Origin of the sequence: Plantibacter sp. MPB07, from assembly GCF_046619465.1 — a bacterium.
In the GTDB taxonomy this organism is placed as follows: domain Bacteria; phylum Actinomycetota; class Actinomycetes; order Actinomycetales; family Microbacteriaceae; genus Plantibacter; species Plantibacter auratus.
On record NZ_CP177043.1, the window covers coordinates 2,860,074 to 2,885,896 of the forward strand.

Below are 25,823 nucleotides of genomic sequence, written 5' to 3' on the forward strand. Positions count from 1 at the left end.
ACTCCGGCGGGAGGCGAGGCGTAGACCGGAGGTCATGACCCTCACGACGATCCTGCCTTCACTCCGCCGCAGCATCCCGGACCCGTTCCTCCCCGACCGCTGGCCGGCACACACCCACCTCAGCACCACGGACGTGATCGTCGACGACGTTCCGATGCTGCGCCTGGTCGAGCAGCGCGGAACCCCGTGCGTCCACTCGGCGGCAGCGGTGATCCCCGGCACCGGCGGGTGCCCGTCCGCCACCGAGCAGGCCTCCGTGGTCGTCACTCGCGTCGTCACTGCGGCGTCCGGCGAGGACGGCCAGCACCTCACCCTCGATGCCCGCCTGTCGGACGTCGAGCCGTGCTGGTCGGAACTCCGGCTGATCGGGCGAGCGTCGACGACGCACACAGTGTCGTTCCACCTCGACAGCGCGGCAGGAATCGGGCAGCGCGTGCTGCTCCCCCGCGACCTCGCGCCCGGCGACCTGCTCGCCGTGCCGTGTCGCGGGGAGGTCACTCAGGCGGTCGGCTCGGCGTCGGGCTTCATCCAGAACGGCGAGTAGTGGTAGCCGTCGGGGTCGTCGAACTGGCGCTGGTACATGAACGGATAATCGTCGGTGTCCCCGACCCGCCCGCCCGCGGCCCCGGCACGCTCGACGAGTTCGTCGACCGCCTCGCGGCTGCCGAGGTCGAACGAGACCGTGACCTTCGACGGGGTGTCCGGTCCGCCGATGAGGTCCTCAGTACCACCGACGCCGGCGTACATCTCTCGGCTCCCGAGCATGACGTATTGCCCGGGAGCGATCTCGAAACAGGAGACCTGGTCAGAGGACATCGCCGCGTTGCGGGTCCAGCCGAGGGCGTCGTAGAAGGCGGTCGCGCGTTCGACGCTCTCGACCGGACACGTGATGAAGAGGCTCATGCGGTCAAGCTACGCCCGGCGTGAACGCGCCCACAAGGACGTCTTTCCGAGGTTCACTCGGACGGCGCCCACGGCACGGTCGGATCGATCGTCGTCGCGATCCTCGCGCTGATCTCGGCCAGTTGCCGCACCTGCGCCTCCGTGAGCGAGCCGAAGACGAGCTCCTCGACGAGGGCGTGGTGCGCCGGCGTGGACCGGGCGACGTGCGCGTGGCCGTCGTCCGTGAGGACGGCGAGGGTGAACCGACCATCGGTGGGGTCGACCTCGCGTCGCACCCAGCCCTGCTTCTCGAGTCGCGAGACCGCGCGGGAGAGCCGCGAGAGCGTGCTGCTCGCGTACCCGGCGAGCGTGCTCATCCGGAGTGTGCGGTCCGGGGCGGTGTCGAGCGCGAAGAGCAGCCCGTGCTCGTAGTGGCTCAGCCCGCTGTCTCGCTGCAGCTGGGCGTCGAGTGCCGCGGGAAGCCGCTCCACCAAGGTGGCGACTGAGGCCCAGGCCGCGAGCCGCTCGCCGCTGAGGCCAGGATGTTCGGCGGATTCGGTCATGGGGCAAGCCTATTCGACTTGCTTGAGCAAGTGAACCGACCTAGAGTGACTTGCCTGAGCAAGTGAGGCGGCGTATCGCCGACAGAGGGAGACGACATGGACCTGCAACTCCGCGGCAAGACGGCGTTCATCAGCGGATCGACCGGCGGCATCGGTGCCGCCGTCGCGCGGAGGCTCGCTGCCGAAGGCGCACGCGTCATCGTGAACGGACGCTCCGAGCAGGCGGTGCAGGACGCGGTCGCCGCGCTTCGGCGCACGCACCCCGATGCCGGCCACGATGGGATCGTCGCGGATTTCGCCGATCCCGCCTCCGTCGAGCGACTGCTCGGTGACCTCGGCGCCGTGGACATCCTCGTGAACAACGTGGGCCAGTTCGGTCTCGCGGAATTCGAGGCCATCTCGGACGACGACTGGTCCCACGTCCTCGAGGTCAACCTGATGAGCGGCGTCCGGCTGTCCCGGCACGCCCTGCCAGGCATGTTGGATCGTGGCTGGGGGCGCATCCTCTTCATCAGCAGCGAGTCCGGCGTGAACATCCCCGCCGACATGATCCACTACGGCGTCTCCAAGGCGGCGATGATCGCCCTCGGCAACGGACTCGCGAAGCTGACCCGCGGCAGCGCCGTGACGGTCAACACGATCCTCGGCGGCCCGACCTACTCGGCCGGCGTCGCCACGACGATCGAGTCGATCGCCGCCGGCCAGGCCGCGCCGGTCGACGCGGTGAAGGCCTCGATCATCGGTCGCAACACCACCACTCTGCTCGAACGCTTCATCGAGCCCGAGGAGATCGCCTCGCTGGCGGCCTACCTCGCGAGCCCACTGGCGTCGGCGACGAACGGCGCGGCCCTCCGTGCGGACGGCGGAGTGTTGACCGGGATGCTCTAGCAAGAGGGCGTGCCGGGCGCTCTGCGGCGATCACGCCAGCCACTGGCCGAGCGGGTGGACCAGGTACCGCAACGAGTAAGCCTCCCAGACCGCCCCGATGACCAGGAGGGCCAGCGCCGGCCGGGCGAGCACACCGATCCGCCGCAGCCCCTGCAAGTACCCCTGGCGGTGGCGCACCACTCCGGCGACCGCCGGCCGGACCCAGAACACCCCGTGCAGGTACACACCGAGCAGCAGAAGGATGTACGCCTGGAGCTCGATGACGAGCGTGAGCGCGTGCGGGATGAGCGCCACCCATCCGTCGGCGGTCAGGGGCACGAGCGTGATCCCGGTCTGGACCGCCCAGAACCCGAAGGCTACGAGCCCTGCGAACGGGACGACGACGGACGGCAGGACGATGGTGAGCAGACTCAGTCGGAGGACGTTCACCGCGAGGATCATCAGCGCGAACAGCGGCGGCGTGTCCACGAGCTGCGTGACGAGCGCGGCGGTGCCGTCCTCGACCATGGCCGACTCCCGAGCACGCGTGAGGTCGGGGAAGGCGAGACCGATGAGGAAACCGACGAGCGTCAGCCCATACGCAAGGGCGTTGAGGACGAGGTAGGCACGTCGATTCTCGCTGATGACCAGGAACGGTCGGAGTGCTGGTGCGCGCATGCTGCTCCTCGGTCGGTTCGATCGGCTGGACGGGCGCGGCGACATCAGGTCCCCGCTCCGCTGTCGAGCAGCCAGTGGTAACGGAGGCGGGAGGCTCGCTCGATCGCGCCGAGCGCCGCCCCCACCCCGAGGGCGATGTTCAGCCACGGGTCGAGGTGCAGCGGCGACTCGAAGGTGCCGAGGGTGTCGGCGATCGGCGGGATCTGCGAGATCGGTTCCGCGATCTGCAGTGCGTTCAAGCCGACGCCGACGAGCAGGAGGACGATCGACAGCGCGCCGAGGACGGAGCTCGCGACGGGGTGTCGACGAGCGAGTTGCAGGCGTCGACCTTCCGCTGAGCGCGGATCCGGCGCCAGCTGCTGCTCGGAACCGTCGTCGGCGAGGAAATGGCAACGGCGGAGACCGGATTCGCTCACCCGGACCTCGATGTGTCCGCCGTGCACGGCGAATCGCGCCGGCACCCGGGAGACCAGGTGGAGGGCGCCATCCCGGTAGAGCCTCGCCCTGACGACACCGTCCGACGCATCACCTCCGTGACGGACATCGACCGTGTGCGTGACGGCTCGGCCGTCGGGTTCGCGGAGAGTGATGGACATCACCGACCGGGTGGTCATCTGCCACCAGCGGAACGGCTTCAACGCGCTGCCATCACCGGCCTTCGCTCGGCGCGTCCACCGACGCTCCCGCCAGCTCTGTTCCATCCGTCACACTCCTCTCCACACCGACCGGCGCCCGTCGGGTCACCTCGACACAGCCATCTCTAGTACAGTGTGACAATCGAGGGACACGCTAGCACGCTGTACTAGAACTGGGAAGAGGGCCCCTGCGCATGACCGAACCGGCAGGCTCCGATACGCGATCCAAGATCCTCGTCGCTGCGGCGACGATGCTCGCCGAAGACCCGACCGCGCGACTGAGCGTCCGTGCCGTAGCGGCCAAGGCAGGCGTCAGTACCGGGTCCCTCAGGCACTTCTTCCCGACGCAGCAGGTCCTGCTCGACACCGTCATCGAAGGGCTCCAGACGCTCGACATCCCCGACGATCCCATGGCAGACGCGACGAAGGGGCCGGCCGAACGCCTGCAGGCATGCCTCCAACTACTCCTCTCCGCTGTCGGCACCGGTGCCGGCGCGCGACAGAACTGGACCGCGCTCCACGACGCCTACGTCGCATCACCCACACCCGAGGAGTCCGCCCAGACCTTCCTCGCCATGGAGCGGCTCGCCGTCAGCCGCGTTGACCGGTGGCTCGCCCGACTCCACGAGGAGGGCGCCCTCGTCGACGGCGATCGAGAGCAGCAGTCGCGTTTCCTGCTCTCGGTCGTGAACGGCCTGTCGCTCGAACGCGCCTTCCCCGGCGCGCGCGCACGACTCGGGTTCGAGAGCTCGTCCCTCCGACTCGCGGTCACCGCCGTCCTGCGCGCGGACGCCTCGTAGCGACAGGCCGCCTCGTCGACGACGACGGCCGAGCTGGTCCACGAACACCGACCAGGGTCGGCGTGGACGTCACTCGGTCGAGCGACGCTCCCGGACCGCGTCGAAGGTCCGCTGCAGCGCACCGATGGACGACTCGGAGTCGACCTGGGCGACTCCGATGAAGAGGCAGTCGACGACCATCAGCTGTGCGATCCGGCTGCCGAGCGCTCCCGAGCGGAACGCCGTCTCCCGCGCGGACGTCTGGAGGACGATGTCCGCGCTGGTCGCCAGGGTCGACTCCGCGTGGTTGGTGATCGCGATGGTCGTCGCCCCGGAGCTGGCCGAGAGCCGGAGGTAGTCGACGGTGTCAGCGGTCGCGCCGGAGTGCGAGATCGCGACGGCGACCGCCTGCTCGTCGAGGATCGCAGCGGCGGTCCAGGCGGCATGAGGGTCTGGCCATTCGAGCGCCACGCGCCCGATCCGCGAGAGCTTCCGCTGCAGGTCGACGGCGACGATGGAGCTCGCTCCGACACCGAAGATGTCGACCCGGCGAGCGCCGGCGACCGCGGCGACCGCACGCGTGAGGGCTGCCGTGTCGAGCGCCTGTGCGGTGTCGGCGATCGAGAGGGATTCGTTCGCGGCGACCTTCGCGACGATGTCGTCGAGGCTGTCTCCGGCGACGATGTCGGGCGACTGCACGTTCGTCCCGGCGAGCGCGAGCCGCTCGCGGAGGTTCTCCTCGGTCAGGTCGTGGCGGAAGTCCTTGAAGCGGTCATAGCCGATCTTGCGCGTGAAGCGCACGACCGTCGTCGTCGACGTCGAGGCCTCCTCGGCGATCTCGGCGACCGATCGCGTTGCGAAGGCACCCGGGTCGGCGAGCAGCGATTCGGCGATCCGCCGCTCGGAGGGACGGAGTTCGTCGAGACGGGCGCGCACCTCGGTGGACACCGCCCGTGATGTCCGGTGGACGTCGGCTCCCATCGGTGCTCCTCTCGACCGTCATCACTGTACCGTCGGCACCCGCGGTCAGGATGTATGGAAATTACCATCCATGATCGAATTGTGTATGTTTGTTGCACCGACTCGCGACCAGTGCCCTCCTCAGGTGCGGACTGGCCGACACGTGTAGCGGAGTACCGCGGGTGCTGCCGGCATGCACGATCCAGGAACCAAGGGAGGTCCCGTGACCAGCTCCACACCACGCAGCGACGTGATCAGCAGCACCGCCCGACGCCGGGCCATCGTCGCCGGCAGCGTCGGCAACTTCATCGAGTGGTACGAGTTCGGGATCTACGGGTTCCTCGCCACGATCCTCGCCGCGCAGTTCTTCAGTGACGGCCAGCAGACCGGTATCGAGTCGCTCATCGCGACCTACGCGTCCTTCGCGATCGCCTTCTTCTTCCGCCCGGTCGGGGCGGCGCTCTTCGGCCGGATCGGCGATCGGATCGGCCGCAAGCCGACCCTCATCCTCGTCCTGGTCATGATGTCCGGGGCGACCGCACTCATCGGCATCCTCCCGACGTACGCCTCCATCGGCATCGCGGCGCCCATCCTGCTCACGATCGTGCGCATCCTGCAGGGTCTCTCCGCCGGCGGTGAGTTCGGTGGCGCCGTCTCGGTCATGACCGAGTTCGCACCGGCCGGGAAGCGCGGCTTCTACGGATCGTGGCAGTCGTTCACGGTCGCGCTCGGACTCCTCGGCGGTGCCGGTACCGTCGCGCTGCTGGCATCCCTGCTGTCCGAAGCCGATCTGGCGGCGTGGGGCTGGCGGATCGCATTCCTGCTCGCCATCCCCCTCGGCGCGGTCGCCCTGTTCCTCCGCCTGAAGCTCGAGGAGACCCCGGAGTTCCAGAAGGTCGCCACCGCCGACACCACCACGGTCGCCGAGCCGGTCGTGCGTGCGGGCGCCGCCGAGACCGCCAAGGCGATCCTCCTGGGGATCGGTCGCCTGATGGGCTGGTCCGCCGCCGGGTACACCTTCCTCGTCGTCATGCCCTCCTACCTCCAGAGCAGCCTCAACGCCTCGTTCCAGGAAGCACTGATCTCCACGGTCCTCGCGAACGCCGGCTTCGCCGCGACGATCCTCCCGGCCGGCTGGCTGTCGGACAAGATCGGTCGGCGTTGGGTGATGCTCACCGGTACGGGGCTCATCGTGATCCTGGCGCTGCCCCTGCTCAACGTGCTGCAGAACCCGGACCTCGGCGTCGGAGTCCACGGCCTCGCCGTGTTCGTCGCCGGAGCGGTCGTCGGCCTGATCGCAGGCCCGGGCCCCGCCATGCTCGCCGAGATGTTCCCCACCTCCGTGCGGTACACCGGCCTCGGGCTGTCCTACTCGATCTCGAACGCCGTCTTCTCGGGCAGCGCCGGCCTGATCATCACCTCGCTGATCGCCTCGACCGGCAACGTCGACGTCCCGGCGTACTACGTGATGGCGACCTGCCTCGTGAGCGCGATCGCCATCGGTACGCTCCGCGGGAACGCCCACCGGGCGGAGCTGCGCAAGTGAGCCGCCCGATGCGCGTCATCGGCCTCATGTCCGGCACCTCGCACGATGCGATCGACGCCGCCGCAGCCGAGATCAGCGTGGACGGCGACACCCTCGTCGTCCGCCCCCTCGGGATGCTCACCGCCGGGTACGACCCGGAACTGCGAGCCGCGATCACCGCAGCCCTGCCACCGGCGACCACCAGTGTCGACGACATCTGTCGGTTGGACACGCGGATCGGGCAAGCCTTCGCCGACCTCGCGGTCCGAGCGGTCGCGGAGCTCTGCGACGGTGACGCCGACCTGATCGTCTCCCACGGCCAGACGATGTACCACTGGGTCGAGGACGGCCGGGTCGAGGGCACGCTCCAGCTCGGCCAGCCGGCCTGGATCGCCGAACGCACGGGCTGCACCGTCGTCGCCGACCTGCGTTCACGTGACGTCGCGGCCGGCGGGCAGGGTGCTCCGCTCGTGAGCATGATCGACGCGCTCTGGCTGGGTGGCGAGACCGCAGCGGCAGTCAACCTCGGCGGCATCGCCAACGCCACCATCGTACGGCCTGGCCACGACCCGATCGCCTTCGACAGCGGGCCGGCGAACGCCCTCATCGACGCCGTCGTCGCCGAGCACACCGACGGCGCCCGGCAGTTCGACGCCGACGGCGAGCTTGCCGCGCGTGGCACCGTCGACGAGGAGACGCTCGACCTCCTCCTGCGCGAGCCGTACTACCAGCGCCCCGCCCCGAAGTCGACCGGCAAGGAACTGTTCCACCTCGACTACCTCCGCGAGCAGCTCGCCGGCCGTCCGACGCTTCCGATCGAGGACCTCGTCGCGACCCTGACCGAGCTGACCGCACGGACCGTCGCCGACGCCGTCCGTGGGGTGGAGCGCGTCATCCTCGCCGGCGGAGGGGTGCGCAATCCCCAGCTCGTCGCGCGCATCCGGGCTGCACTCCCCGAGGCCGACGTCGTCAGCAGCGACGACGCGGGCCTCCCGTCCGACGCGAAGGAGGCGCTCGCCTTCGCCGTCCTCGGCTTCCTGACGGTGAACGGCCAGGCGGGGTCCCTCCCCTCGGCCACCGGCGCCTCGCACGGCAGCGTCCTGGGCGCGATCGTCCCGGGGCACTCGCTCCCCGCGCGGACGCTCGACGGGCCGCCTCGCTCGCTGCGGTTCGAAGCATGACCGTCGACAGCCCCACGGACCACCACGACGGCGCCAGCCCGTCCGACCCAGAACGGAGGGCCGATCGTGCCTGAAGCATCGAGTACCTTGGCAGCGCTCTCCACCGAGGGACGCAACCCGCGCACGGTCGACCTCGACACGCTGGACACGCTCCGGCTGCTCGAGGTGATCAACGACGAGGACCGACTCGTCGCCGACGCGGTCCGAGCGGAACTGCCGAGCATCGCGCGCGCCGTGGGGCGCATCACGGAGGCTCGTCGGCAGGGTGGACGACTGATCTACCTCGGCGCGGGGACGAGCGGTCGGATCGGACTGCTCGACGCGGTCGAGTGCCCGCCGACCTTCGGCACCGACCCCTCCGAGGTCGTTGGGCTCATCGCCGGGGGCGAGCACGCCTTCGTCGTCGCCGTCGAGGGTGCTGAGGACGACATCGAGCTCGGCGCCTCGGAACTCATCGCGGCCGACCTCCGCCCCACGGACGTCGTCGTCGGTCTCGCGGCCAGCGGTCGCACCCCGTACGTCATCGGCGGCCTGCGCTACGCACGCCACCTGGGCGCGGGGACGATCGCGGTGTCCTGCAACCGGAACGCCAGGATCAGCGCCGAGGCGGACATCGCCATCGAGGTGATGACCGGCCCCGAGGCGCTCACCGGTTCGACCCGTCTGAAGGCCGGTACCGCACAGAAGCTCGTGTGCAACATGCTGTCCACCGCGTCCATGGTGCGCTCGGGCAAGGTCTTCTCCAATCTGATGGTCGACGTGAAGCCGACCAACGAGAAGCTCGTCGACCGCGCGCAGCGGATCGTCGCCGACGCCACCGGTGTCGAACGGCCGATCGCCGACGCCGCCCTGGAGCAGGCCGGCGCCCACGCGAAGACCGCCGTCGTCATGCTCCTCGCCGACGTGGACGCAGCGACGGCCGCCCGGCTGCTGGAATCGCACGACGGCGACGTCCGCTCGGCCGTGGCCGCGGCGAGCGCCTGAGCAGGAACGAGAGGACACCGTGGAGATCATCATCCTTCCCGACGCCGCCGAAGTCGGTCGCGTCGCCGGCGCGAAGATCGCGTCGATCGTCGCCGGGCGGCCCCAGGCCGTCATCGGGCTCGCGACCGGGTCCAGCCCGCAGGGCATCTACGCGGAACTGGCCCGTCGCGTGCAGGCGGGCTCGCTGTCGTTCGCCGAAGCGCGCGGCTTCGCGCTGGACGAGTACGTGGGCATCCCCGCAGACCACCCCGAGTCGTACGCCAGCGTGATCGCGCGTGAGGTCGTCGCCCCGCTCGGCTTCGACCCCTCGCGCGTCCGCGTCCCGGACGGTCGCGCTGCGGACCTCGCGGCCGCCGCGAAGGAGTACGACCGGGCCATCGCCGAGGCCGGCGGCATCGACGTGCAGATCCTCGGCATCGGGTCGAACGGACACATCGGGTTCAACGAGCCGACGTCGTCGTTCGCGTCACGCACGCGCATCAAGACCCTGGCGCCGAAGACCCGCCAGGACAACGCCCGCTTCTTCGACTCGCCCGACCAGGTGCCGACCCACTGCATGACGCAGGGACTCGGGACCATCCTCGAGGCGCGCGAGCTCGTGTTGGTCGCCCAGGGTGCGGGGAAGGCCGACGCCGTCGCGGCCGCCGTCGAAGGACCGCTCAGCGCGTTCGTCCCCGGGTCGGCGCTCCAGCTGCACGAGCACGCCACCGTCATCGTCGACGAGGCAGCGGCATCAGGGCTGCAGTTGTCGGACTACTATCGCTACACCTACGACAACCGGCCGGACTGGCAACGCTTCGAATGAATCGGCCGGGCGATGGCCGACGACGCCCCATCCTCTGAGGCGTCCGGCCACCGCAGCCGCAACCCAGCACCCCGCTCCCCTGCACCCCGCTGACGCCCGCATTCGAGAAGGAAGCCTCGTGGCACACCCGACCACCGTCCCATCCCTCATGACCGAAGCCATCGGCGAAGCCGTGGGTGACCCCTCCCGGATCCGCACCCGGGCAATCGACCTGGCCGCGTACGCCGGGGATGCATCGCACTACCTGCTGACGCCCGAGGCGGTCGTCATCGCGGAGAGCGCCGCCGAGGTCGCATCGATCCTCCGGGCGGCGACGCGGTCCGCCGCGCCCGTCACGTTCCGGTCGGGCGGCACCAGCCTGTCCGGTCAGGCGTCCGGTTCCGGCATCATCGTCGACACCAGGCAGCGGTTCAAGTCCATCGAGGTGCTCGACGACGGCAAGCGCGTCCGGGTGCAGCCGGGGGCGACGGTGGCGCAGGTCAACGCGCGACTCACGCGACTCGGCTACCGCCTCGGCCCGGACCCGGCGAGCGAGGTGGCGTGCACGATCGGCGGCGTCATCGCGAACAACTCCAGCGGCATGGCCTGCGGGATCGACGAGAACACCTACCGGACGCTGGAATCGATGGTGTTCGTCCTCCCGTCCGGCACCACGATCGACACGGCCGACCCGACGGCTGACCGACAGCTCCACGAAGCGGAACCGGAACTCGCCGAGGGCATCGAGCGCCTGCAGCGCCGCGTGCGATCGGACCCGGCGTCGGTCGCGTCCATCGAGCGCCAGTTCTCCCTGAAGAACACCATGGGGTACGGGATCAACGCGTTCCTCGACTTCGAGTCGCCCGTGGACGTCCTGCAGCACCTCATCATCGGCTCGGAGGGCACGCTGGCATTCGTCGCCGAGGCGACCTTCCGCACCGTCCCCGTCCTCCCGCTGGTGTCGACGGCGCTGGCCGTGTTCCCCTCCCTCGACGCGGCGACGCGCGCGCTGCCCGAGCTGGTCGCGTCCGGAGCCGCCACGCTCGAGCTCATGGACGCCACGTCCCTGACGGTCGGGCAGCGACTTCCCGGCAGCCCGGCGGAGATCCAGGGGTTCACGCCGGACGGTCACGCGGCACTCCTCGTCGAGTACCGCTCCGAGGAAGCCGTCGAACTCAGTGACCGCGCGACGGCGGGCGGTGTGCTCCTGAACGGTCTGGACGTGCACGCGCCGGTGCTGTTCTCGAGCGATGCGTCCCAGCGGTCGCGCGCCTGGGCTCTCCGGAAGGGCCTCTACGCCTCGGTCGCGGGAGCGCGGCCCTCCGGCACCACGGCCCTCCTCGAAGACATCGTCGTGCCGACCGCCGCCCTGGCAGACACCTGCGCGAGCCTGCAGGAGCTGTTCGTGCAGCACGCCTATCGCGACTCCGTCATCTTCGGTCACGCGAAGGACGGCAACATCCACTTCATGCTGACCGACCGGTTCGAGGGCGACGCCGCACTCGGCCGGTTCAACGGCTTCACCGAACAGATGGTCGACCTCGTCCTCGCGGCGGGCGGCAACCTGAAGGCCGAGCACGGCACGGGTCGCGCCATGGCACCGTACGTCCGCCGGCAGTACGGCGATGAACTGTACGGGGTGATGCTCGAGCTGAAGCGGTTGGTCGACCCGGCCGGGGTGATGAACCCCGGCGTGCTGATCGACGAGGATCCCCAGGCGCACCTCCAGGGGATCAAGCTCCAGCCGACCGTCGAGGAGGAGGTCGACCGCTGCGTCGAGTGCGGGTACTGCGAACCCGTCTGCCCGAGTCGCGACCTGACGCTGACGCCGCGGCAGCGCATCGTCGTCCGCCGTGCCGAGGAGTCCGCTCGCGCTCGCGGGGACATCGCCCTCGCGGAGGAGCTCGCGGACGACTACGACTACGCCGGCGTGCAGACCTGTGCCGTCGACGGGATGTGTCAGACGGCGTGCCCGGTCCAGATCAACACGGGCGCGCTGGTCAAGCGCATCCGGCGCACCGAGGCGGCTCCGGTCGCCGCCGCGGGCTGGAAGGCTGCTGCCACCGGTTGGGGGCCGGTCACGAGGATCGGTTCGGTCGCGCTCTCCGGCGCGAAGCTCCTGCCGGCCCCGGTGGTCGGTGCGGTGACGGACGTCGCGCGTGCCGTGCTCGGCGCGGACACCGTGCCGAGGTACTCGGGCGATCTGCCGGGCGGCGGACGGTCGCGGAAGGCCCTCGGCCGGACGGTGGGTGCCGGTGACGGTCCGACCGTCGGCATCTACGTCCCGGCGTGCGTGAACAGCATGTTCGGCGCGGCGGACGGTGGGGACGGCGTCATGGGTGCTTTCACCCGACTGCTCGAGCGGGCGGGCCTGAGCATGATGGTCCCCGACGGCGTCGAGTCGATCTGTTGCGGCACCCCGTGGTCGTCGAAGGGGTTCGCGTCCGGTGCTGCGGTGAACGAGCAACGCACGGTCGAACGCATCCGAGCGGCCGTGGCCGACAGCGGCCTCGTGGTCGTCAGCGACGCGTCGAGCTGCACCGAGGGCTTCGCGAAGCTCCTCAGCGAGAGCGGCGTGGTCGTCGAGGACGCGGTGGCCTTCGCCGCCCGGGAGATCCTGCCTCGGGTCGACGTCTCAGCGCAGATCGAGCAGCTCGTCCTGCACCCGACCTGTTCCTCACGGCAGATGGGCCTCGACCCGGATCTCGTGCTGATCGGCGAAGCCGTGGCCGAGCGCGTGCACGTCCCGGACGACTGGGGCTGCTGCGCCTTCGCGGGCGACCGCGGCATGCTGCACCCCGAGCTGACGGCGTCCGCGACGAAGGCCGAGGCCACCGAGGTCGCCGCCCTGGGTGCCGACGCGCACGCGTCCTGCAACCGCACCTGCGAGCTCGGGATGACCCGCGCCACGGGCGAGGACTACCGCCACGTGCTCGAACTGCTGGACGCCGCGTCGGCCCCCCGCTGATCCCCGCATTGGGTCGTCTGCCGTTGGACCGGCGTGTCACGATCCCGCCTGTTGGCGTCGCTGACGCGAATGCAGTGTCACTATGTGGCCGATCGCGCCACCTGGCCGTCATCGGAGGAGCGGCTCCCGGGCTGACGCGAGCACCGCCATGATGTCGTCTCGGTCGAGGCGTCGTCGGGAGGCGGCCAGCTTGTACCGGATCACTTCCGCGGAGGCACCGGCGATGGCCGACGCACGGTCGGCCGCCATGCCGGGGTCAGCGGAGCAGGCTCGGACGGCGAGGTGCGACGCGAGGGTATGGAAGAGCGCGCCTGCGGCAGCGGGGTCGGGGAGGGCCGTGCGGTAGATCCGTTGGTACTCGTTGACGTGTTGGATCGTCGCCTCGAGCAGCTGCTCGAACGGTGGCTGATCCTGAGTCATCAGCGCGGTGTCCATCGTGCGCTCGAAGGCGTTCGCCAAGGCTGCGCAGAGCAGTGTCGTGGGGCTGGGGGCGTGGTGGTAGAAGGTCGTCCGATTGATCTCCGCGCTGAGGACGACCTCGCGGACCGACACCTCGGTCGACGGCTTGCTCGAGGTGAGCTCAAGGATGGCGTCGGCGAGTCGTGCGCTGGTACGCCAGAAGCGGAGATGGGTTCGGGTGGTCGTGTCGGGTACACGCAAGGCGGACGTTCTTTCGGATAGGGGCGTCCTCTGAGGGGCCGCCGCGGGAGGACACGAATCGTCGTGGTGCTCGAATGAGCGGTGCGGTCAGGAGGCTGACGGGATCACCGTCCGGTCGGGCGTCGCCGTCCTGGTCTCATGAAGCGCCCGGACGAGGTCCTCCGCCGGGTACCCGATCGTGCCGCCGGCATCGGTGGACAACGCCGGAAGCAGGCCGGTGTCCGCCCAGTGTCGGATCTCCGTCGACGGAATCCGTGCGAGCAGCGCGAAATGTTCGGGCGCGATGATCCCACCCGGCGTGGCACGGGATCTGACCGAACCTTCGACGGTTCCGGTGAGCGCCGCGATGACCGCAGGGGCGGTTCCAGCCGCGATCAGGGCGCCGATCACATACCGGGTCGTCCGGAAGGCGGATCGCCGTTGGTGCCCACTGGCCGCTTGCTCGGCGTCGATCGCGGTCTGCAGGAGGACGGTGAACTCGACGGGCAGCTCGTCGAGCGTTGACAGAGAGGGCATTGCCGAGCTCCGATGAGGTCGTCGAGCGCAGAACGCTCAGGGTGAACGGCTCGCGGGTGGGTGGGATCGATGTGATCCCACCCACCCGCGAGGTCATGCCGCGGTGTTACTGGTCAGTGCTGACCATGCGTCGTCGGATGACGAGCGCCCCACCGAGGAGCAGCAGAACGGCTGCACCGAGGCCCAGCGGCAGCACGTTCGCACCGGTGGATGCGAGTGCGGGGCCGGGGGTCACGACCTTGACCGTGGACGGGTCGGAGGTGAACGGGTCGCCGCCCGGCGTGACACCGGTGCCGAACGCGGTGTTGCTGATCGACCCGGCGTTCAAGTCGGCCTGCGTCACCTGGTAGGTGGCGGTGCAGATGATCTGCAGCCCCGGCGCGAGCGACGTGGCGTCGCTCGGGCAGGTGATCGCCGACAGGGTGCCGGTACCGGTGAAGGTGCCCTCGGTGACCTTGACGTTCGTCAGGGTCACGTTGCCGGTGTTGGTCACCTGGAACGAGTAGGTGATGACCTGCCCGACCGTGGTGGCCTTCTCGACGTTCGCGGTCTTGATGACCGAGAGGCCGGGGACCGGCGGTGACGGGACCGTCACCTCGGACGGCGGCGACACCGGCGGGGTTCCACCATTCGGCGGGGTGCCGGTCGCGGTCGCCGAGTTCGTGATCGTGCCGGCGTCGACGTCGGCCTGCAGCACCGTGTATGTGGCGGTGCAGGTGATCTGCGCGCCCGAGTCCAGCACAGCCGGCACGGCGGGGCAGACGACCTCTGACAGCTCGCCGGCACCGGTGAACTCACCCTCGTCGACGGTGATGTCCGACAGCGAGACGTTGCCCGTGTTGGTCACGAGGAACGAGTACGTGATGACCTGGCCGACCACGTAGTCACCCTGTGCAGCCTCATCGGCGGTCTTCACGACCGTGATGGAGGGTGCCGGCGGGATCTCTACGGTGACCTCGGACGGCGGGGACTGCGGCGGGGTGCCGGCCCCGGGCGGCGTGCCGGTAGCGGTCGCGGAGTTCGTGACCTCACCGGCGTTGACGTCCGCCTGCGTCAGCGTGTAGCTGGCGGTGCAGGTGACCGACGCCGCAGGTGCGAGCGACCCGGCTGTCGGCGGGCAGACCACATCGGAGAGCTCGCCGGTTCCGGAGAACTCACCCTCGTCGACCGTGACGTTCGACAACGTGACGTTGCCGGTGTTGGTCACGAGGAACGAGTACGTGATGACCTGGCCGACCGCGCCGGCGGTCGCCGGGTTCGCTGACTTCTCCACCGTGATGGCGGGTGCCGGCGGGATCTCGACGGTCGTGTCGGACGGCGGGGACACCGGCGGGGTGCCGCCGTTCGGCGGGGTGCCCGTCGCGGTCGCCGAGTTCGTGATCGAACCCGCATCCGCGTCGGCCTGGGTCACCGTGTACGTGGCCTCACAGGTGACGGTCGCCTGCGGGGCCAGCGAGCCGGCGGCCGGCGGGCAGACCACGTCGGACAGTTCGCCGGTTCCCGAGAACTCACCCTCGATCACGGAGACGTCGGACAGCGTGACGTTGCCGGTGTTGGTGACGAGGAACGAGTACGTGACCGTCTCGCCCGCGTTCGCGACCGTCGCCGGGTTCGCGGACTTCACGACCGTGATGGCCGGGGCCGGGTCATCAGCGGGGATCGTGACCTCGGAGGGCGGCGACACCGGAGGGGTCCCGCGCGGCGGGGTTCCGGTCGCGGTCGCGGAGTTCGTGACCGAACCCGCATCGACGTCCGCCTGGGTCACCGTGTAGGTGGCCGTGCAGGTGATCGACGCCTGCTTCGCGAGCGAGGCCGCGCCTGCCGGGCAGGTGATCTCAGAGAGCTCACCGGAGCCGGAGAAGTCGACATCGTCGACCTCGACATCCGTGAGCGCCACGTTACCGGTGTTGGTGACGAGGAACGAGTACGTGACTTCCTGGCCGGCGGTGAACGTCTCACCGGAGCCGAGCGACGCCGACTTCACGACCGAGATCGCGGGAGCCTGGTCGACGAACTCCACCGTGGTGTCCGCCGGCGGGTTCAGGCCGACGCTGGTGATGTTGTCCGGACCGTTCGTGAACGTGCCGGCCTCGGGCGAGGTGACGTTGACGGTGACCGTGCAGGACGCCAGACCGGCCGTCAGGCTGCCGGTGACGTCGATCGAGGTGCCACCGACAGGAGCGGTGACGACGCCGGACGGGCACGTCGTCGACGCAGCGCCGTCGGCGATGGTCAGGCCGGCCGGAAGTGCATCGGTGAAGGACCAGCCGTTCTTGGCGGCCAACTCGTCTGTGTTGGTGATCGTGAGCGTCAACGTGGACGTCTCTCCGGCGACGACGGATGCCGGACTGAACGACTTGTCCAGCTGCGGCGTCACGTCGAGGATCCGGATGTTGTCGAACGCGGCATCGTTTCCGCCGCCGGAACCGTTCGCGTTCTGCATCCGGATGCCGAGGGACGCGCCGTCGAACAGCACGGACCCGTCGGAAGTGTAGGTTCCGACGTTGACCGACCGGGCGCCCAGGGGTCCAACTGCAGGCACCGCGGCCGTAGCAGTGGACGTGCAGGCGTTGAGCAGACCGCCAACATTCGTCGCGGTACCAGCCTCGTTCAGGAACGCGAACTGATACTGGGGGGCCGAGACCTGACAGTTGACGGCTGCGGTGTCAACACTGAAGGTGAGGAACCGGCCGCTGGAGCTCGCGAGTGGAATGTTGCCTACCGTTTGGAACTCGGTTGCGTTGGTACCGGGATTGTTCTCGGTGTACGCGGCGACAACGTCGTTGGCCGCGGGGGTCGCAGCACCGCCGTGTACGCCGAGGGCATAGGCGAGCTGGCGCAGCTGTGCCGAGTTGTTCTCAGAGGTGCAGTTCCCGAGCGCCGTGAATGGAATGTTGAAATTGACGATGGATCCGTTGCATGCCGTCAGCCATGCGGGGTCTGCGGTGTACTGCTGCCCGCCGACTCCGGTGTATGCGGCGAGGCCCTGAGGTGCTGTTCCCGGACCGTTCTCGAAATCTTCAGCGAAGACGACGGTGCTCCCCTGCGGGGTTCCCGGGGTGCCCGGTGCGGCCTGGGCTGCGGAGCCTGCGCCGAGGATCGACAGCGCGGCGAGCGCCGTCACGCCGATCGTGCCGAGCAGGGTGCGTCCCGCGGAACGTTCACCGCTCCACGCGCGCCACCTCCCCCGGTGGTGTTGCGGTGTTCGTACGGACATGCAGATGCCTCCCCTTGGCCACAGCCGCGCCCCCTCTGGACGCGAACGAAGATCGCCACGTGAGCCGGCAGGTCGATGCAATCCGTCACGTGTCGGTACCCAGTGAACTGCCAGGTATGCGCACGGAGACCGGAATCTTCCGGAATCCACCCCGAAATGCACCCCGGGGTGACGGACCGAACCGCGAGGGTTAACCGAGCCTCCGCGCTGCCCGAAGTGCCTGGTCCCGGTTCTCGACGTTGAGCTTGCGGTAGAGGCGTCCGAGGTGGCTCTTGGCGGTGTTGTGGGAGATGAAGAGCACGCCCGCGAGTTCCTTCACGGAGGTGTGGTCGGCGAGCAGCTCGAGGATCTGCCGCTCGCGCGGGGTCAGGTTGACCGGTTCGCGAACGAACGGCGCGAACGGCAGATCCGGGAGCTCCAGGTGCCCGAGCACGGATGATCTGATATCGGGGTCGGCATCGATGGCGGCATCATGTGCTCCGGTCAGTTCCAGGCGCCGCGTCGCTCGGGTGATCGCGGTGCGCTCGTCTGCCGCCGACATCAGGTGCGCGAGGTTCGCTCGCAGGACTTCCCATCGCGCCGGGGCCTGCGTCGTTCGAAGCGGAGGACTCATGGCCGTGTCGAGCAGGTTGAGGGCGCCGCCGGAGTCGTCGACGAGAATGAGCTGCCGAGCGAGCGTGCTCACGGCAGCCGGGTGGGGAGCGCCGGTGTTGAGCGGACCGAGGATCAGCCCGGCCCGGTCGAAGTGCCCTTCAGCCTGGTGGAGGTCGGCGAGATCCGCGCGCAAGATCACCCCGGCGAGCGAGGTGGGGCTCGTCAGCGACGGGAAGGCGTGCAGCTCCGCCTCGATCTCCCGGATGGCGGACGGACGATCGCCCCAATACAGGGCGACACGACTGCGAGCATGGACGCCGACCCACCACAACTCGCCGCCTTCCACGCCGACTTCGAGTTCGCCGACGGCACGTCGCGCCTCGCTGCGGTCAACGGCTCCGATCGCGATGAGGGCGTCCGCGAGCTTCGCAGCCGATGCCAGCCGGAACGCCATGGTTCCGGGACCACCGGCGTGCATCTCCGCGCTCCGTTCGCGCCAGGTGCGAGCGTGCACGTAGTCGCCGGCAAGCGCATGGGCGAGTGAGCAGTACGCTGCCGCGAACGGCGCGAACGGGTGCGGGGAGGCGATCGAGCTCCACCGCCACGCCTCGGAGAACGAGCTGATCGCCTGGTTGGCGTGGCCGGCGAGGAGTCGAACCAGGCCGAGTCGGATGAAGACGCTCGGGAGCACATCGTCGAACCCGTCGTGATCGTCGGCATGCCGGATGATGTCCTGGATCTCGTCGGCGACGGCGGATGCAAGGCCGAATCGCCCGGAGGCGAGATGCCTCCGGGTCTCCGCGATCTTCACCCCCAGTACATCCCGAGTCGCCGGGGGCTCCTGCTCCTCGACCCACGCAGCGAAGGCTCGTATCGCGGGGAGGTCGATCACCGGGAACGGTTTGCGCTCGGCGGCGCTGATCGCGGCGGCCATCAGGTAGCGAGGGTGAGCCTCGAGCCATGCTGCGGGTGCCTCGGCCCACACGCGTTCGACGGCCTCCGGCGCGGACAGCGACAGTGCGAAGAAGTAGTCGTCGAACAGTGCCCCGATCGCGTCCCACTGATTCGCGACGCGTGCCGCATCGACGGTATCAAGGAGGTCGGGGAGCCTGCGCTGCCAGTCATCCACGCGGGAGACCCTATCCAGAAAACGAAGCGCGGTCCCCCGTCGCGGTCGCTCAGCTGCAGATTTCGCGGATTCTGTCCACGATCGCGCAGAAAATGGCCGGTACATTTGGTCGACCGGTTTCAACGACGCGGACAGCGGATTCGGACGGAGGTGCCCCCAGCATGACCATGGGCGCGCAAGCGGCGGAACGGTGCGATGACTTCGGGTGGCAGCCTCGCGGAACCGTCGACCCCGGCCTCGTCGCCGAGACGATGGCACACCCGAAGTTCGGACTCGGGCGGGCCTGGTCCAACTCCGCCGGCTACCGGCTGGCCCCCGCCCCGAAGCTCACCTACCTCGTCTACACCGTCGAAGGCGGCTTCGACTTCACCGTCGACGGCACGACGGTGCGCGCTGATCCGGGGTCGATGGTCCTGTTCGACGGCGAGGCCCCGGTCACGGCGCGCACCACCGAAGGAACCGCCCGGTTCGTCTGGTACTTCGAGCCGACGCTGCTTCACGCCGGCCGATCGCGGTTCGCGTTCCACGAACCCCTCAGGGTCGAGAACGCGCCACTCCGCGCCCTCGCCGCGATGACGCATTCCACGCTCGATGCCCCCGCACCGGGCAGCGCACATGCACGACGTCATCTCGGTATCGCGATGGAGCATCTCGTCTCCGCCGCCCTCGAGGAGGCGGGCGGTGCCGCCATCGGCTCGGACTCGCGGCACCGTGACGGTCTCTTCATGGCAGCCCAACGCTCGATCGAGACGCACTTCCGAGACCCCGCCTTCACCGTCGCACGCCTCGCGACCGACCTGTCGGTCAGCGTCCGGACGCTTCACGAGACGTTCAGACACCTCGGCACCACCCCGCGCCGCGAGATCGAACGTCGCCGCGTCTCCGAGTTCGACCGCATCACGGACGGCCGGATGAACGCCACAGACCTCGCCGCCGCCGCCGGCTTCTCCTCCGCCAGACAACTCCAGCGCGCTCTCCGACGATCGGCTCCCAGCCCGGAGACCTTCGAACGCTGAAGCATGCCGCCTGGGTGCGGATGTGGCCGAGACGCGTCATGGATCGAGGGAGGTGCAGTCTCCTCAGGTAGGAGGCGAGCAGTCGAAAGCAGTCCGGCTGACACATGCTCGAACAGGATGATCAGTGCACTGTTGGTTCTCGCGGCGGTGTCGGCCTGCGTCGGCGTACTCATGATGGTGACCGCCCCGCCTCGCACGTGGCGGCATGTCCCAGTAGCCACTCGGCACCATGCTCAGACTCCCCCTCAGACGCCCGAACGGTGAACCGGCCCGAGCGAGCCTCGTTCGACCGTTCTTTCACGGTGAAGCGATCCGGGCGATTCCAGCCAACGCGCTGGTGATCCCGATCCCGACTGGCTACGCACCGTGGCATCTGCAGCGACATCGCGCCGGCTCGTCGAGGAGCTGGTCCCAGGCGGATCGTTCGCGCATGGCGTGTCTCCCGAGACGGCAGTCATGGGAGAGGAGCGGCTTCGGCCGCATAGCGCGCCTCAAGGGACGCTCATTCGGTGCCGTCGCCGGTTGATGCGAGGACATGCTCCGCGTACCCGCCACAGCCGGCGTCCTCCCAGTTGTAGCTTTCGCCCGCGAGCCGCGTGCCGACGTACGCCTTCCACTCCGGCGTGCCGACTGCGGGGAGATCGATGGAGTTGCTGCGGCGTTGATCCTCCGTCCGCTCCCACGGGAGGGAGAAGGTGAAGTCCAGGCCGAGTTCCGCCATGCATTGCGCCGCGATGAAGTTCCGGGTGACGAGCAGTTCCTGCACCGCACGTTGCTGGGGCGTGAGCGTGCTCGGGTAGGTCACGAGCTTCGGGTCGGTGTCCGCGTCGTAGACCGGCGTTCCGAAGGTGTTGCGCCGGCGGCCGTCCGCAGTCGTGATCGTGGGATCCGGGTTCAGGTACGCGGAGACATCGACGCCACGGTCCTCGAGCGGGACGAATTCGAACGTGCCGACGGTGCGCTGTTCGGCCGCGTGCGCGGTCTGGACGACCGCCGCCGCCCCGGTGCCAGCGAACACGCCGACACCGAGGGCGGCCACTAGGAGCGCTGTCATGGTTCGCGCTCGGCTCCGCGGGACCAGACGTGCAGCTCCTGGCGTCCCCATCAGTGTTCGAACCCTGCAGCAGCGTCGGCGGCGGTGACGCAGGCGCGCTCCCAGGTCCCCTGCTCCGACTCCGGGTAGCTGGAGTCGTACGCGTATGCGTCGATGATCCACTGGTGGGTCTCTTCCGGCGACAGACCGTCGGGCATACCGGCCGGCCGCTCGGTGTCAGCGAAGGGCGCGGTCTGCAGGGTCATGTCGACTTCACCGACGAACTCGTGGCCGCGGTCGGCCATGCAGGAGCGCATCGCGTCGATGTGGCGCTGGTACTGCGCCGCGAACGCCAGCGCGGTAGCTCGTTCCTCCGCGGTCGGGACGTACGCTGCCTCGGCCGCCGCGGACGCCGCGTCCCGCTGGACCCAGCACGGTTCCGCCGCGGCGTACCATGCCTCCTGGTCGACCTCGCTCAGCCCCGACGGCATCCCGTCGAAGGTGATTCCGTCGAACGGGAACCCGGCCTCCACCATGCACGACTCCATCGTCAGGAGGCCCACCTGGCGGAACTCCTGCCACTTGTCCTGCAGGAAGAACTCGTCGATGTGAGCGGCATCGGTCGGTGGCGACGTCGGCGTCGGCGTCTCCGGGGAACTCGCCGAGGTCTCCGGAGCATCCGAGGAGTCCGTCGCGGGCCTCATGCTGAGCGCCTGCGCCGCCACGCCACCGAACCCGCCGGCGGCCACCAGCCCGGCCGCGACCAGGATCAAGAACTTCTTGCGAGCCATCATCTCTCCAACTTCGAACAACACGTTTATAGGAAGATAGCCTGCAAACAGGCGGGCTGCAAATTCCCCGTGATATAGGACAACTGTTGCCCGCCGCGGGCACGACGTGGATTTATGGGCCGATAGCTTCCGTATACTGTCCGCATGGTCAAGCGTCGCCCCGGCACCCTGTTCCCCCTCGAGCTCGACATCCTCGACGTGGGCACAGTGCTGCAGGCGTCGGAGGGGTCCTTCTACGGATTCGCGCTCGCGAAACGCCTGGCCGGCCCCGAGGGGAAACTCGCCGCGCACGGCACCCTGTACAAGGCGCTCTCGCGGATGTCCGAAGCCGGCCTGATCGAGGAGGACTGGGAGGACCACGAGATCGCGGCCGCCGAGGGTCGACCCCGAAGACGGATGTACCGCATCACGGCGGTCGGTGCCGCCGCACGGAACCGCGAGCACGCACGACTCGTCGACGAGCACCGCGTCGCGGCTCGCGTCGCCGACCAGGGGATCGCATGAGCCTGCTCCACACGAGGACGTTCAACACCACGGCGCACTGGGTCCTCGCTTGGTGCGCCCAGTACACCCGCGACCTCCCCGAGGAGGTCGCCGCCGCGCGGCGCGATGAGCTCGCCTCAGACCTGCATGAGCACGCGCTCTGGGCGGACGAGGCCGGATGGTCGGCCGGGCGCCTTCGCCGGGACATCGTCCGGCGACTCGTCACCGGGAGCATCCACGACGTGACCTGGCGCGTCCACCAGCTCGGTCGCAGCGCACTGGCCGACCCACGCCACGGCAAGACCGTGCGGACCGCTCAGCGCATCACGTCCTGGATGCTCGCGCTCGGCGTCAGCCTGACCGTCCTCGGCGGGTACACCTACGCGCGGATCATCCGCGCCATCATCATCGACGACCTCCGGGTCCCGCCGCTGATGGCGATGCTCGTCGGTGTGCTCGCCGTCCTGTCATTGGTCGGGACCGCACTGACAGCCCGACGCCGCACTCGCATCGTCGGTGCGGTCGCGCTCGCGCCGCCCACGCTCCTGCTCGGGTACGTCGCCGTCGAATCACTCAGCCTGATCAGCGCCACCGGTGTGCAGATCGCCTTCTGGGCCGACCACCTGACGGCGACCGCCGGAAGCCTCGGGCTCCTCGCCGCCGGTGTCGGGATCAGTTCCCTCCTCGGCCTCGTCGCTGCCGCGATCTGGTGGTGGCCGCCCACCACGTCGATGCCGGCGACCGAGGCGGGTGCGGAGAGCTGACCACGGAAGTGGTGGCGCTGCAGCTCAGGACATCCCGATGGCGAACGCCATAATCGCCTGCTGCACCGGGAGCAGCGACGCTTTGAACCGGTGACCGACGAAGGCGGGGTGTTCGATGGCGTCGACGCGGACCTCCTCGCCGCGCGTGAGTCGACGGTCGTGGCGACCGCGGTGAGCCCTCGGCGGTGACGTTGCTCACGCCGAGGTGACGGGCGAGTGCCTGATGCGTCACAATACGGGCATGGACGACACCGGAAGCCTTCGACGATCGGTCTCGTGGTGGGTGCTGCTCGCGGTCGGGGCGGCGTCCGTCGTGGCGATGGGCGTGCTCGCGTTCCTCCCGCCGACCGTCCACGAGCGGGTCGACGGCGATGATCATCCCGGATACACCGCCGTGTGCTCATCCGTGGTCGTCGCCGGCTGGCCCCGCGAGCTCGGCACGGGAGGCGACCGGATGGTCGCTCGCGGGATCGTCTCGACAGACACCTCGGAGCCGCCCTACGACGTCTGCGCCAATCGGCGCTCCCTCTCCGCCGCTGGGATGGCGGTACTCGCCATCCCAGCCAGCTCGCTGCTCGTCCTCGCCGGGGGCTCCGTTCGCCCGGCCCGCCGCGCCGGAACACGCGCCCGGTGACCGTGGACGACGATTCGGACCGGCATCCAGCCCGGAGGTGATCGTCGACAGACCGATCAGTGACCCGGCCCACCGTAGGCGGCGTCGGCGACGAATCCGCAGGACGCGTCCCAGGTGCTCTGCTCCGACTCGGGGTAGCTGGAGTCGTAGCCGGTCGCATCCAACTTCCACTGGTGGCTCTCCTCCGGAGACAGGCCGTCGGGCATCCCGGTCGCCTGCTGACCTTCGGGGTACGGGTAGGCCTGGAGCGTCATGTCGACGGCGCCCACGAATTCGTGGCCGCGGTCAGCCATACACAAGCGCATCGCATCGATCCAGCCCTGATACTGCGTCGCGAACGCCAGTGCCGTGGCACGCTCCTCCTCGGTCGGCACGTAGGCCGCCTCGGCAGCAGCGGTCGCCGCGTCACGCTCCTCACGACAGGGGACCGCGGCCGCCTGCCAGGCGTCCTGGTCGGCCTCGCTCAGACCTGGCGGCATCCCGTCGAAGCTGGTGTCGTCGAACCCGAACCCCGCTTCGGTCATGCAGGACGCCATCGCGGCTTTACCAACCTCGAAGAATCGCTGCCAGAGGCCCTGCAGGTAGAACTCGTTGATGTGCGTGGACTCGGTGGGCGGCGTGGTCGCGGCCGGCGTCTCGGTCGGCGTCGCGCTCGCGGTCGGCGTCGCGGTCGCCTCCGCCGGCGCCTTCGCGGAGCTCGCCACGGCCTGCGCCGCCACACCGCCGAGTCCGCCGGCGACCACCAGTCCGGACGTGAGCAGTACCAGGATCTTCTTGTGAATCATCATCTCCCCCAATGTTCATGGAACGTGTTTATAGGAAGATAGCTTCCTCAAGTGGATGGCGCAACCGGTCCCTGAGCCGGAACACGTCTCCCCGCCACTCGTCGAGCGATGCGGCGGTGCCTCTACCCTGGGCTGTGTGAGCATTCCTCGGAACGACAGTGGGCCGGTGCGCGGCTGGATCGGCCCGGACTGGGAAGCGACCGTCGACGCCCGTCGACTGGATGAGTTGCGCTGGAAGGTCGAGCAGGAGCTCAGCACCCTCAGCGGGTTCCGACGCCGACTGAAGACCGAGGGTGAGTATCTCGTACCCGGGCTGGCCATCGGCATCCCGTTCCTGATCCCCCAGGCCTTCGGGCTGGTCGAAGCGCTCACCGCCGCGCCCGAGCCGAGCATCGACGCGTTCGGCGAGTGGATCTCGAGGCCGGCGGTCGCGGGCTGGCTGATCGTGAGCGCCCTCTTGTTCTGCTTCTCGCTGGTGTCGGTCCCGATGCGAGCGCTGGGGGAGTTCCGGATCTACCGCCGGGGCGGCTGGCTCGCCCTCCAGGCCCCGACGGGCCTTGTCCAGTGGGGCGGCGAGGCCCCGACCCTGATCGCCTACGATCATCGGCTGGTCGGCGGCAGCCGCGACACCGTCGAGCGGGACCTCCGCAACCCGTTCATGCTCGTCTCAGGACCACGCATGCCGGTGTGGGTGTTCGCTGGCGCGCTGCGTTCGGTCCGGGCGAGCACGGTGGCACGCTCCCTCAGCATCCACCGCCTGGCGGTGCTCAGACAGGAGATCGGCGTGTTGCGCGCCATCCCAGCACCGATGGTGTTCCCGCAGACCGACGGCTGCCTCATCGGCTCGCAGGACGACGGGTTGCTCACCGTCGCCCTGCCACGACCAGTGAAAGCCGGCCAGCGGATCCGACTCGCCCGCGTGAAGCTCACCCGCGAGGAGCGGGAGAGCGTCACGATCGGCCATCCGTCCTGATCGCTGATCGGACCGGGCTGTTGGTCACCAGTCACTGGCATCATCGACCCATGAGTGAATCCCCGATCGAACGAACGACCCTGAGCACGGTGACGCTCGATGGGGCTCCGAGCTTCGCCTCCGTCCAAGTGCGACGCATCACGATCGCCCCCGACTTCCACGTCGGGGCGCACTGGCACAACGGCCCGGTCTTCGGCACCATCGAAACCGGCTCCGTGAACTTCCAAGTGGGGACCGGGCCTCAGACCGTCCTGCGCGCCGGCGACACCTTCACCGAGCCGGCGAACGAGACGATCGTCTTCGACGCGACCGACGAGGGCGTCACCTTCCTCGCCTGGTTCCCGATGCCGGCCGGCGTCGAGCCGGAACTGACGATGCGCGACGCACCGAACTGAGACCGACCTGCAACCAGAGGCTCTGAC

The 25,823-nt window shown here is 69.3% G+C and carries 26 protein-coding genes; 14 read left to right on the forward strand and 12 right to left on the reverse strand.

The window, feature by feature from the left end; genetic code table 11:
• Positions 1–34: 34 nt before the first annotated feature.
• Positions 35–544 (forward strand): hypothetical protein, encoded by a 510-nt coding sequence (locus ACLIME_RS13260; RefSeq protein WP_411557202.1) that lies wholly within the window; start codon positions 35–37, stop codon positions 542–544.
• Here the strand turns inward: ACLIME_RS13260 and ACLIME_RS13265 are convergent.
• On the reverse strand, positions 499–903 hold the full coding sequence (locus tag ACLIME_RS13265) for a VOC family protein (RefSeq protein WP_411557203.1): 405 nt from the start codon (positions 901–903) through the stop codon (positions 499–501). The two genes, ACLIME_RS13260 and ACLIME_RS13265, sit on opposite strands and share 46 nt — an antisense overlap.
• Before the next feature lie 53 nt (positions 904–956).
• Complete coding sequence (locus ACLIME_RS13270) at positions 957–1,445, reverse strand: MarR family winged helix-turn-helix transcriptional regulator (protein ID WP_411557204.1); 489 nt, start codon at positions 1,443–1,445, stop codon at positions 957–959.
• Between the two features lie 96 nt (positions 1,446–1,541).
• On the opposite strand from ACLIME_RS13270, the gene ACLIME_RS13275 reads away from it, so the two are divergent.
• Positions 1,542–2,333, forward strand: a complete 792-nt coding sequence (locus ACLIME_RS13275; RefSeq protein ID WP_411557205.1) for an SDR family NAD(P)-dependent oxidoreductase — start codon at positions 1,542–1,544, stop codon at positions 2,331–2,333.
• A 30-nt stretch (positions 2,334–2,363) separates the two neighbouring features.
• On the opposite strand, the gene ACLIME_RS13280 is transcribed toward ACLIME_RS13275, so the two are convergent.
• Both ACLIME_RS13280 and ACLIME_RS13285 read right to left on the reverse strand, forming a co-directional pair.
• A complete protein-coding gene (locus ACLIME_RS13280; protein ID WP_411557206.1) occupies positions 2,364–2,990 on the reverse strand; it encodes a hypothetical protein in 627 nt (208 codons plus the stop codon).
• A gap of 44 nt (positions 2,991–3,034) precedes the next feature.
• A complete protein-coding gene (locus tag ACLIME_RS13285) occupies positions 3,035–3,691 on the reverse strand; it encodes a hypothetical protein (protein ID WP_411557207.1) in 657 nt (218 codons plus the stop codon).
• Positions 3,692–3,819: 128 nt separating this feature from the next.
• Between ACLIME_RS13285 and ACLIME_RS13290 the strand changes: the two genes are divergently transcribed.
• On the forward strand, positions 3,820–4,425 hold the full coding sequence (locus ACLIME_RS13290) for a TetR/AcrR family transcriptional regulator (RefSeq protein ID WP_411557208.1): 606 nt from the start codon (positions 3,820–3,822) through the stop codon (positions 4,423–4,425).
• A gap of 69 nt (positions 4,426–4,494) precedes the next feature.
• Here ACLIME_RS13290 and ACLIME_RS13295 read toward each other — a convergent pair whose 3' ends face one another.
• Positions 4,495–5,385 carry a MurR/RpiR family transcriptional regulator gene (locus ACLIME_RS13295; RefSeq protein ID WP_411557209.1) on the reverse strand — a complete coding sequence of 297 codons (891 nt, stop codon included), beginning with the start codon at positions 5,383–5,385 and terminating at the stop codon, positions 4,495–4,497.
• A 202-nt stretch (positions 5,386–5,587) separates the two neighbouring features.
• Here ACLIME_RS13295 and ACLIME_RS13300 point away from each other — a divergent pair, with 202 nt between their 5' ends.
• The 5 genes from ACLIME_RS13300 (at position 5,588) to ACLIME_RS13320 (ending at position 12,806) form a co-directional block, all read left to right on the forward strand.
• Entirely contained in the window at positions 5,588–6,910 is a 1,323-nt protein-coding gene (locus ACLIME_RS13300; protein ID WP_411557210.1) for an MFS transporter, read from the forward strand.
• Positions 6,907–8,070, forward strand: a complete 1,164-nt coding sequence (locus ACLIME_RS13305) for an anhydro-N-acetylmuramic acid kinase (protein WP_411557211.1) — start codon at positions 6,907–6,909, stop codon at positions 8,068–8,070. The genes ACLIME_RS13300 and ACLIME_RS13305 overlap by 4 nt, the downstream gene beginning before the upstream one ends.
• A gap of 87 nt (positions 8,071–8,157) precedes the next feature.
• Positions 8,158–9,054 carry an N-acetylmuramic acid 6-phosphate etherase gene (murQ, locus tag ACLIME_RS13310; RefSeq protein ID WP_411557212.1) on the forward strand — a complete coding sequence of 299 codons (897 nt, stop codon included), beginning with the start codon at positions 8,158–8,160 and terminating at the stop codon, positions 9,052–9,054.
• A gap of 19 nt (positions 9,055–9,073) precedes the next feature.
• Positions 9,074–9,859 (forward strand): glucosamine-6-phosphate deaminase, encoded by a 786-nt coding sequence (gene nagB, locus ACLIME_RS13315; RefSeq protein WP_124767739.1) that lies wholly within the window; start codon positions 9,074–9,076, stop codon positions 9,857–9,859.
• Between the two features lie 148 nt (positions 9,860–10,007).
• On the forward strand, positions 10,008–12,806 hold the full coding sequence (locus ACLIME_RS13320; protein ID WP_411557213.1) for an FAD-binding and (Fe-S)-binding domain-containing protein: 2,799 nt from the start codon (positions 10,008–10,010) through the stop codon (positions 12,804–12,806).
• A 108-nt stretch (positions 12,807–12,914) separates the two neighbouring features.
• On the opposite strand, the gene ACLIME_RS13325 is transcribed toward ACLIME_RS13320, so the two are convergent.
• The 4 genes from ACLIME_RS13325 to ACLIME_RS13340 form a co-directional block, all read right to left on the reverse strand.
• Positions 12,915–13,466 carry a hypothetical protein gene (locus tag ACLIME_RS13325; protein WP_411557214.1) on the reverse strand — a complete coding sequence of 184 codons (552 nt, stop codon included), beginning with the start codon at positions 13,464–13,466 and terminating at the stop codon, positions 12,915–12,917.
• Positions 13,467–13,553: 87 nt separating this feature from the next.
• Positions 13,554–13,982, reverse strand: coding sequence for a hypothetical protein (locus ACLIME_RS13330; protein WP_411557215.1), 429 nt, complete (start codon positions 13,980–13,982; stop codon positions 13,554–13,556).
• Between the two features lie 106 nt (positions 13,983–14,088).
• Complete coding sequence (locus tag ACLIME_RS13335) at positions 14,089–17,199, reverse strand: hypothetical protein (protein ID WP_411557216.1); 3,111 nt, start codon at positions 17,197–17,199, stop codon at positions 14,089–14,091.
• A 190-nt stretch (positions 17,200–17,389) separates the two neighbouring features.
• Positions 17,390–18,922: a LuxR C-terminal-related transcriptional regulator gene (locus ACLIME_RS13340; protein WP_192003932.1), complete on the reverse strand. Its 1,533-nt coding sequence runs from the start codon at positions 18,920–18,922 to the stop codon at positions 17,390–17,392.
• Between the two features lie 161 nt (positions 18,923–19,083).
• Here ACLIME_RS13340 and ACLIME_RS13345 point away from each other — a divergent pair, with 161 nt between their 5' ends.
• Positions 19,084–19,938: a helix-turn-helix domain-containing protein gene (locus tag ACLIME_RS13345; protein WP_411557217.1), complete on the forward strand. Its 855-nt coding sequence runs from the start codon at positions 19,084–19,086 to the stop codon at positions 19,936–19,938.
• Between the two features lie 502 nt (positions 19,939–20,440).
• Here ACLIME_RS13345 and ACLIME_RS13350 read toward each other — a convergent pair.
• Both ACLIME_RS13350 and ACLIME_RS13355 read right to left on the reverse strand, forming a co-directional pair.
• Positions 20,441–20,992: a hypothetical protein gene (locus ACLIME_RS13350; RefSeq protein WP_411557218.1), complete on the reverse strand. Its 552-nt coding sequence runs from the start codon at positions 20,990–20,992 to the stop codon at positions 20,441–20,443.
• 50 nt (positions 20,993–21,042) lie between these two features.
• The gene (locus tag ACLIME_RS13355) at positions 21,043–21,762 is read right to left on the reverse strand and encodes a hypothetical protein (protein ID WP_411557219.1); all 720 of its coding nucleotides are present in this window, start codon (positions 21,760–21,762) and stop codon (positions 21,043–21,045) included.
• Positions 21,763–21,906: 144 nt separating this feature from the next.
• Between ACLIME_RS13355 and ACLIME_RS13360 the strand changes: the two genes are divergently transcribed.
• From ACLIME_RS13360 to ACLIME_RS13370, 3 genes are all read left to right on the forward strand, one after another.
• Entirely contained in the window at positions 21,907–22,266 is a 360-nt protein-coding gene (locus ACLIME_RS13360; RefSeq protein ID WP_124767744.1) for a PadR family transcriptional regulator, read from the forward strand.
• Complete coding sequence (locus tag ACLIME_RS13365) at positions 22,263–23,009, forward strand: hypothetical protein (protein WP_411557220.1); 747 nt, start codon at positions 22,263–22,265, stop codon at positions 23,007–23,009. The genes ACLIME_RS13360 and ACLIME_RS13365 overlap by 4 nt, the downstream gene beginning before the upstream one ends.
• A 241-nt stretch (positions 23,010–23,250) precedes the next feature.
• On the forward strand, positions 23,251–23,643 hold the full coding sequence (locus ACLIME_RS13370; RefSeq protein ID WP_411557221.1) for a hypothetical protein: 393 nt from the start codon (positions 23,251–23,253) through the stop codon (positions 23,641–23,643).
• Between the two features lie 56 nt (positions 23,644–23,699).
• Here ACLIME_RS13370 and ACLIME_RS13375 read toward each other — a convergent pair whose 3' ends face one another.
• Positions 23,700–24,428 (reverse strand): hypothetical protein, encoded by a 729-nt coding sequence (locus ACLIME_RS13375; RefSeq protein WP_411557222.1) that lies wholly within the window; start codon positions 24,426–24,428, stop codon positions 23,700–23,702.
• Between the two features lie 136 nt (positions 24,429–24,564).
• Here ACLIME_RS13375 and ACLIME_RS13380 point away from each other — a divergent pair, with 136 nt between their 5' ends.
• Together ACLIME_RS13380 and ACLIME_RS13385 are read left to right on the forward strand one after the other, a co-directional pair.
• On the forward strand, positions 24,565–25,401 hold the full coding sequence (locus ACLIME_RS13380) for a hypothetical protein (protein ID WP_411557223.1): 837 nt from the start codon (positions 24,565–24,567) through the stop codon (positions 25,399–25,401).
• A 50-nt stretch (positions 25,402–25,451) separates the two neighbouring features.
• Positions 25,452–25,796: a cupin domain-containing protein gene (locus ACLIME_RS13385; RefSeq protein WP_411557224.1), complete on the forward strand. Its 345-nt coding sequence runs from the start codon at positions 25,452–25,454 to the stop codon at positions 25,794–25,796.
• The last annotated feature ends 27 nt before the right edge of the window (positions 25,797–25,823 follow it).

Excerpts from the sequence above, each read along its gene's own strand:
- ACLIME_RS13355 (WP_411557219.1), bottom strand. The coding sequence starts at position 21,762 with ATGGCTCGCAAGAAGTTCTTGATCCTGGTCGCGGCCGGGCTGGTGGCC.
- ACLIME_RS13360 (WP_124767744.1), top strand. The coding sequence starts at position 21,907 with ATGGTCAAGCGTCGCCCCGGCACCCTGTTCCCCCTCGAGCTCGACATC.
- ACLIME_RS13350 (WP_411557218.1), bottom strand. The coding sequence starts at position 20,992 with ATGACAGCGCTCCTAGTGGCCGCCCTCGGTGTCGGCGTGTTCGCTGGC.
- ACLIME_RS13275 (WP_411557205.1), top strand. The coding sequence starts at position 1,542 with ATGGACCTGCAACTCCGCGGCAAGACGGCGTTCATCAGCGGATCGACC.
- ACLIME_RS13365 (WP_411557220.1), top strand. The coding sequence starts at position 22,263 with ATGAGCCTGCTCCACACGAGGACGTTCAACACCACGGCGCACTGGGTC.
- ACLIME_RS13260 (WP_411557202.1), top strand. The coding sequence starts at position 35 with ATGACCCTCACGACGATCCTGCCTTCACTCCGCCGCAGCATCCCGGAC.
- ACLIME_RS13385 (WP_411557224.1), top strand. The coding sequence starts at position 25,452 with ATGAGTGAATCCCCGATCGAACGAACGACCCTGAGCACGGTGACGCTC.
- ACLIME_RS13335 (WP_411557216.1), bottom strand. The coding sequence starts at position 17,199 with ATGTCCGTACGAACACCGCAACACCACCGGGGGAGGTGGCGCGCGTGG.
- ACLIME_RS13270 (WP_411557204.1), bottom strand. The coding sequence starts at position 1,445 with ATGACCGAATCCGCCGAACATCCTGGCCTCAGCGGCGAGCGGCTCGCG.
- ACLIME_RS13375 (WP_411557222.1), bottom strand. The coding sequence starts at position 24,428 with ATGATTCACAAGAAGATCCTGGTACTGCTCACGTCCGGACTGGTGGTC.
- ACLIME_RS13265 (WP_411557203.1), bottom strand. The coding sequence starts at position 903 with ATGAGCCTCTTCATCACGTGTCCGGTCGAGAGCGTCGAACGCGCGACC.
- ACLIME_RS13330 (WP_411557215.1), bottom strand. The coding sequence starts at position 13,982 with ATGCCCTCTCTGTCAACGCTCGACGAGCTGCCCGTCGAGTTCACCGTC.
- ACLIME_RS13285 (WP_411557207.1), bottom strand. The coding sequence starts at position 3,691 with ATGGAACAGAGCTGGCGGGAGCGTCGGTGGACGCGCCGAGCGAAGGCC.
- ACLIME_RS13320 (WP_411557213.1), top strand. The coding sequence starts at position 10,008 with ATGACCGAAGCCATCGGCGAAGCCGTGGGTGACCCCTCCCGGATCCGC.
- ACLIME_RS13345 (WP_411557217.1), top strand. The coding sequence starts at position 19,084 with ATGACCATGGGCGCGCAAGCGGCGGAACGGTGCGATGACTTCGGGTGG.
- ACLIME_RS13280 (WP_411557206.1), bottom strand. The coding sequence starts at position 2,990 with ATGCGCGCACCAGCACTCCGACCGTTCCTGGTCATCAGCGAGAATCGA.
- ACLIME_RS13370 (WP_411557221.1), top strand. The coding sequence starts at position 23,251 with ATGGACGACACCGGAAGCCTTCGACGATCGGTCTCGTGGTGGGTGCTG.
- ACLIME_RS13290 (WP_411557208.1), top strand. The coding sequence starts at position 3,820 with ATGACCGAACCGGCAGGCTCCGATACGCGATCCAAGATCCTCGTCGCT.
- ACLIME_RS13295 (WP_411557209.1), bottom strand. The coding sequence starts at position 5,385 with ATGGGAGCCGACGTCCACCGGACATCACGGGCGGTGTCCACCGAGGTG.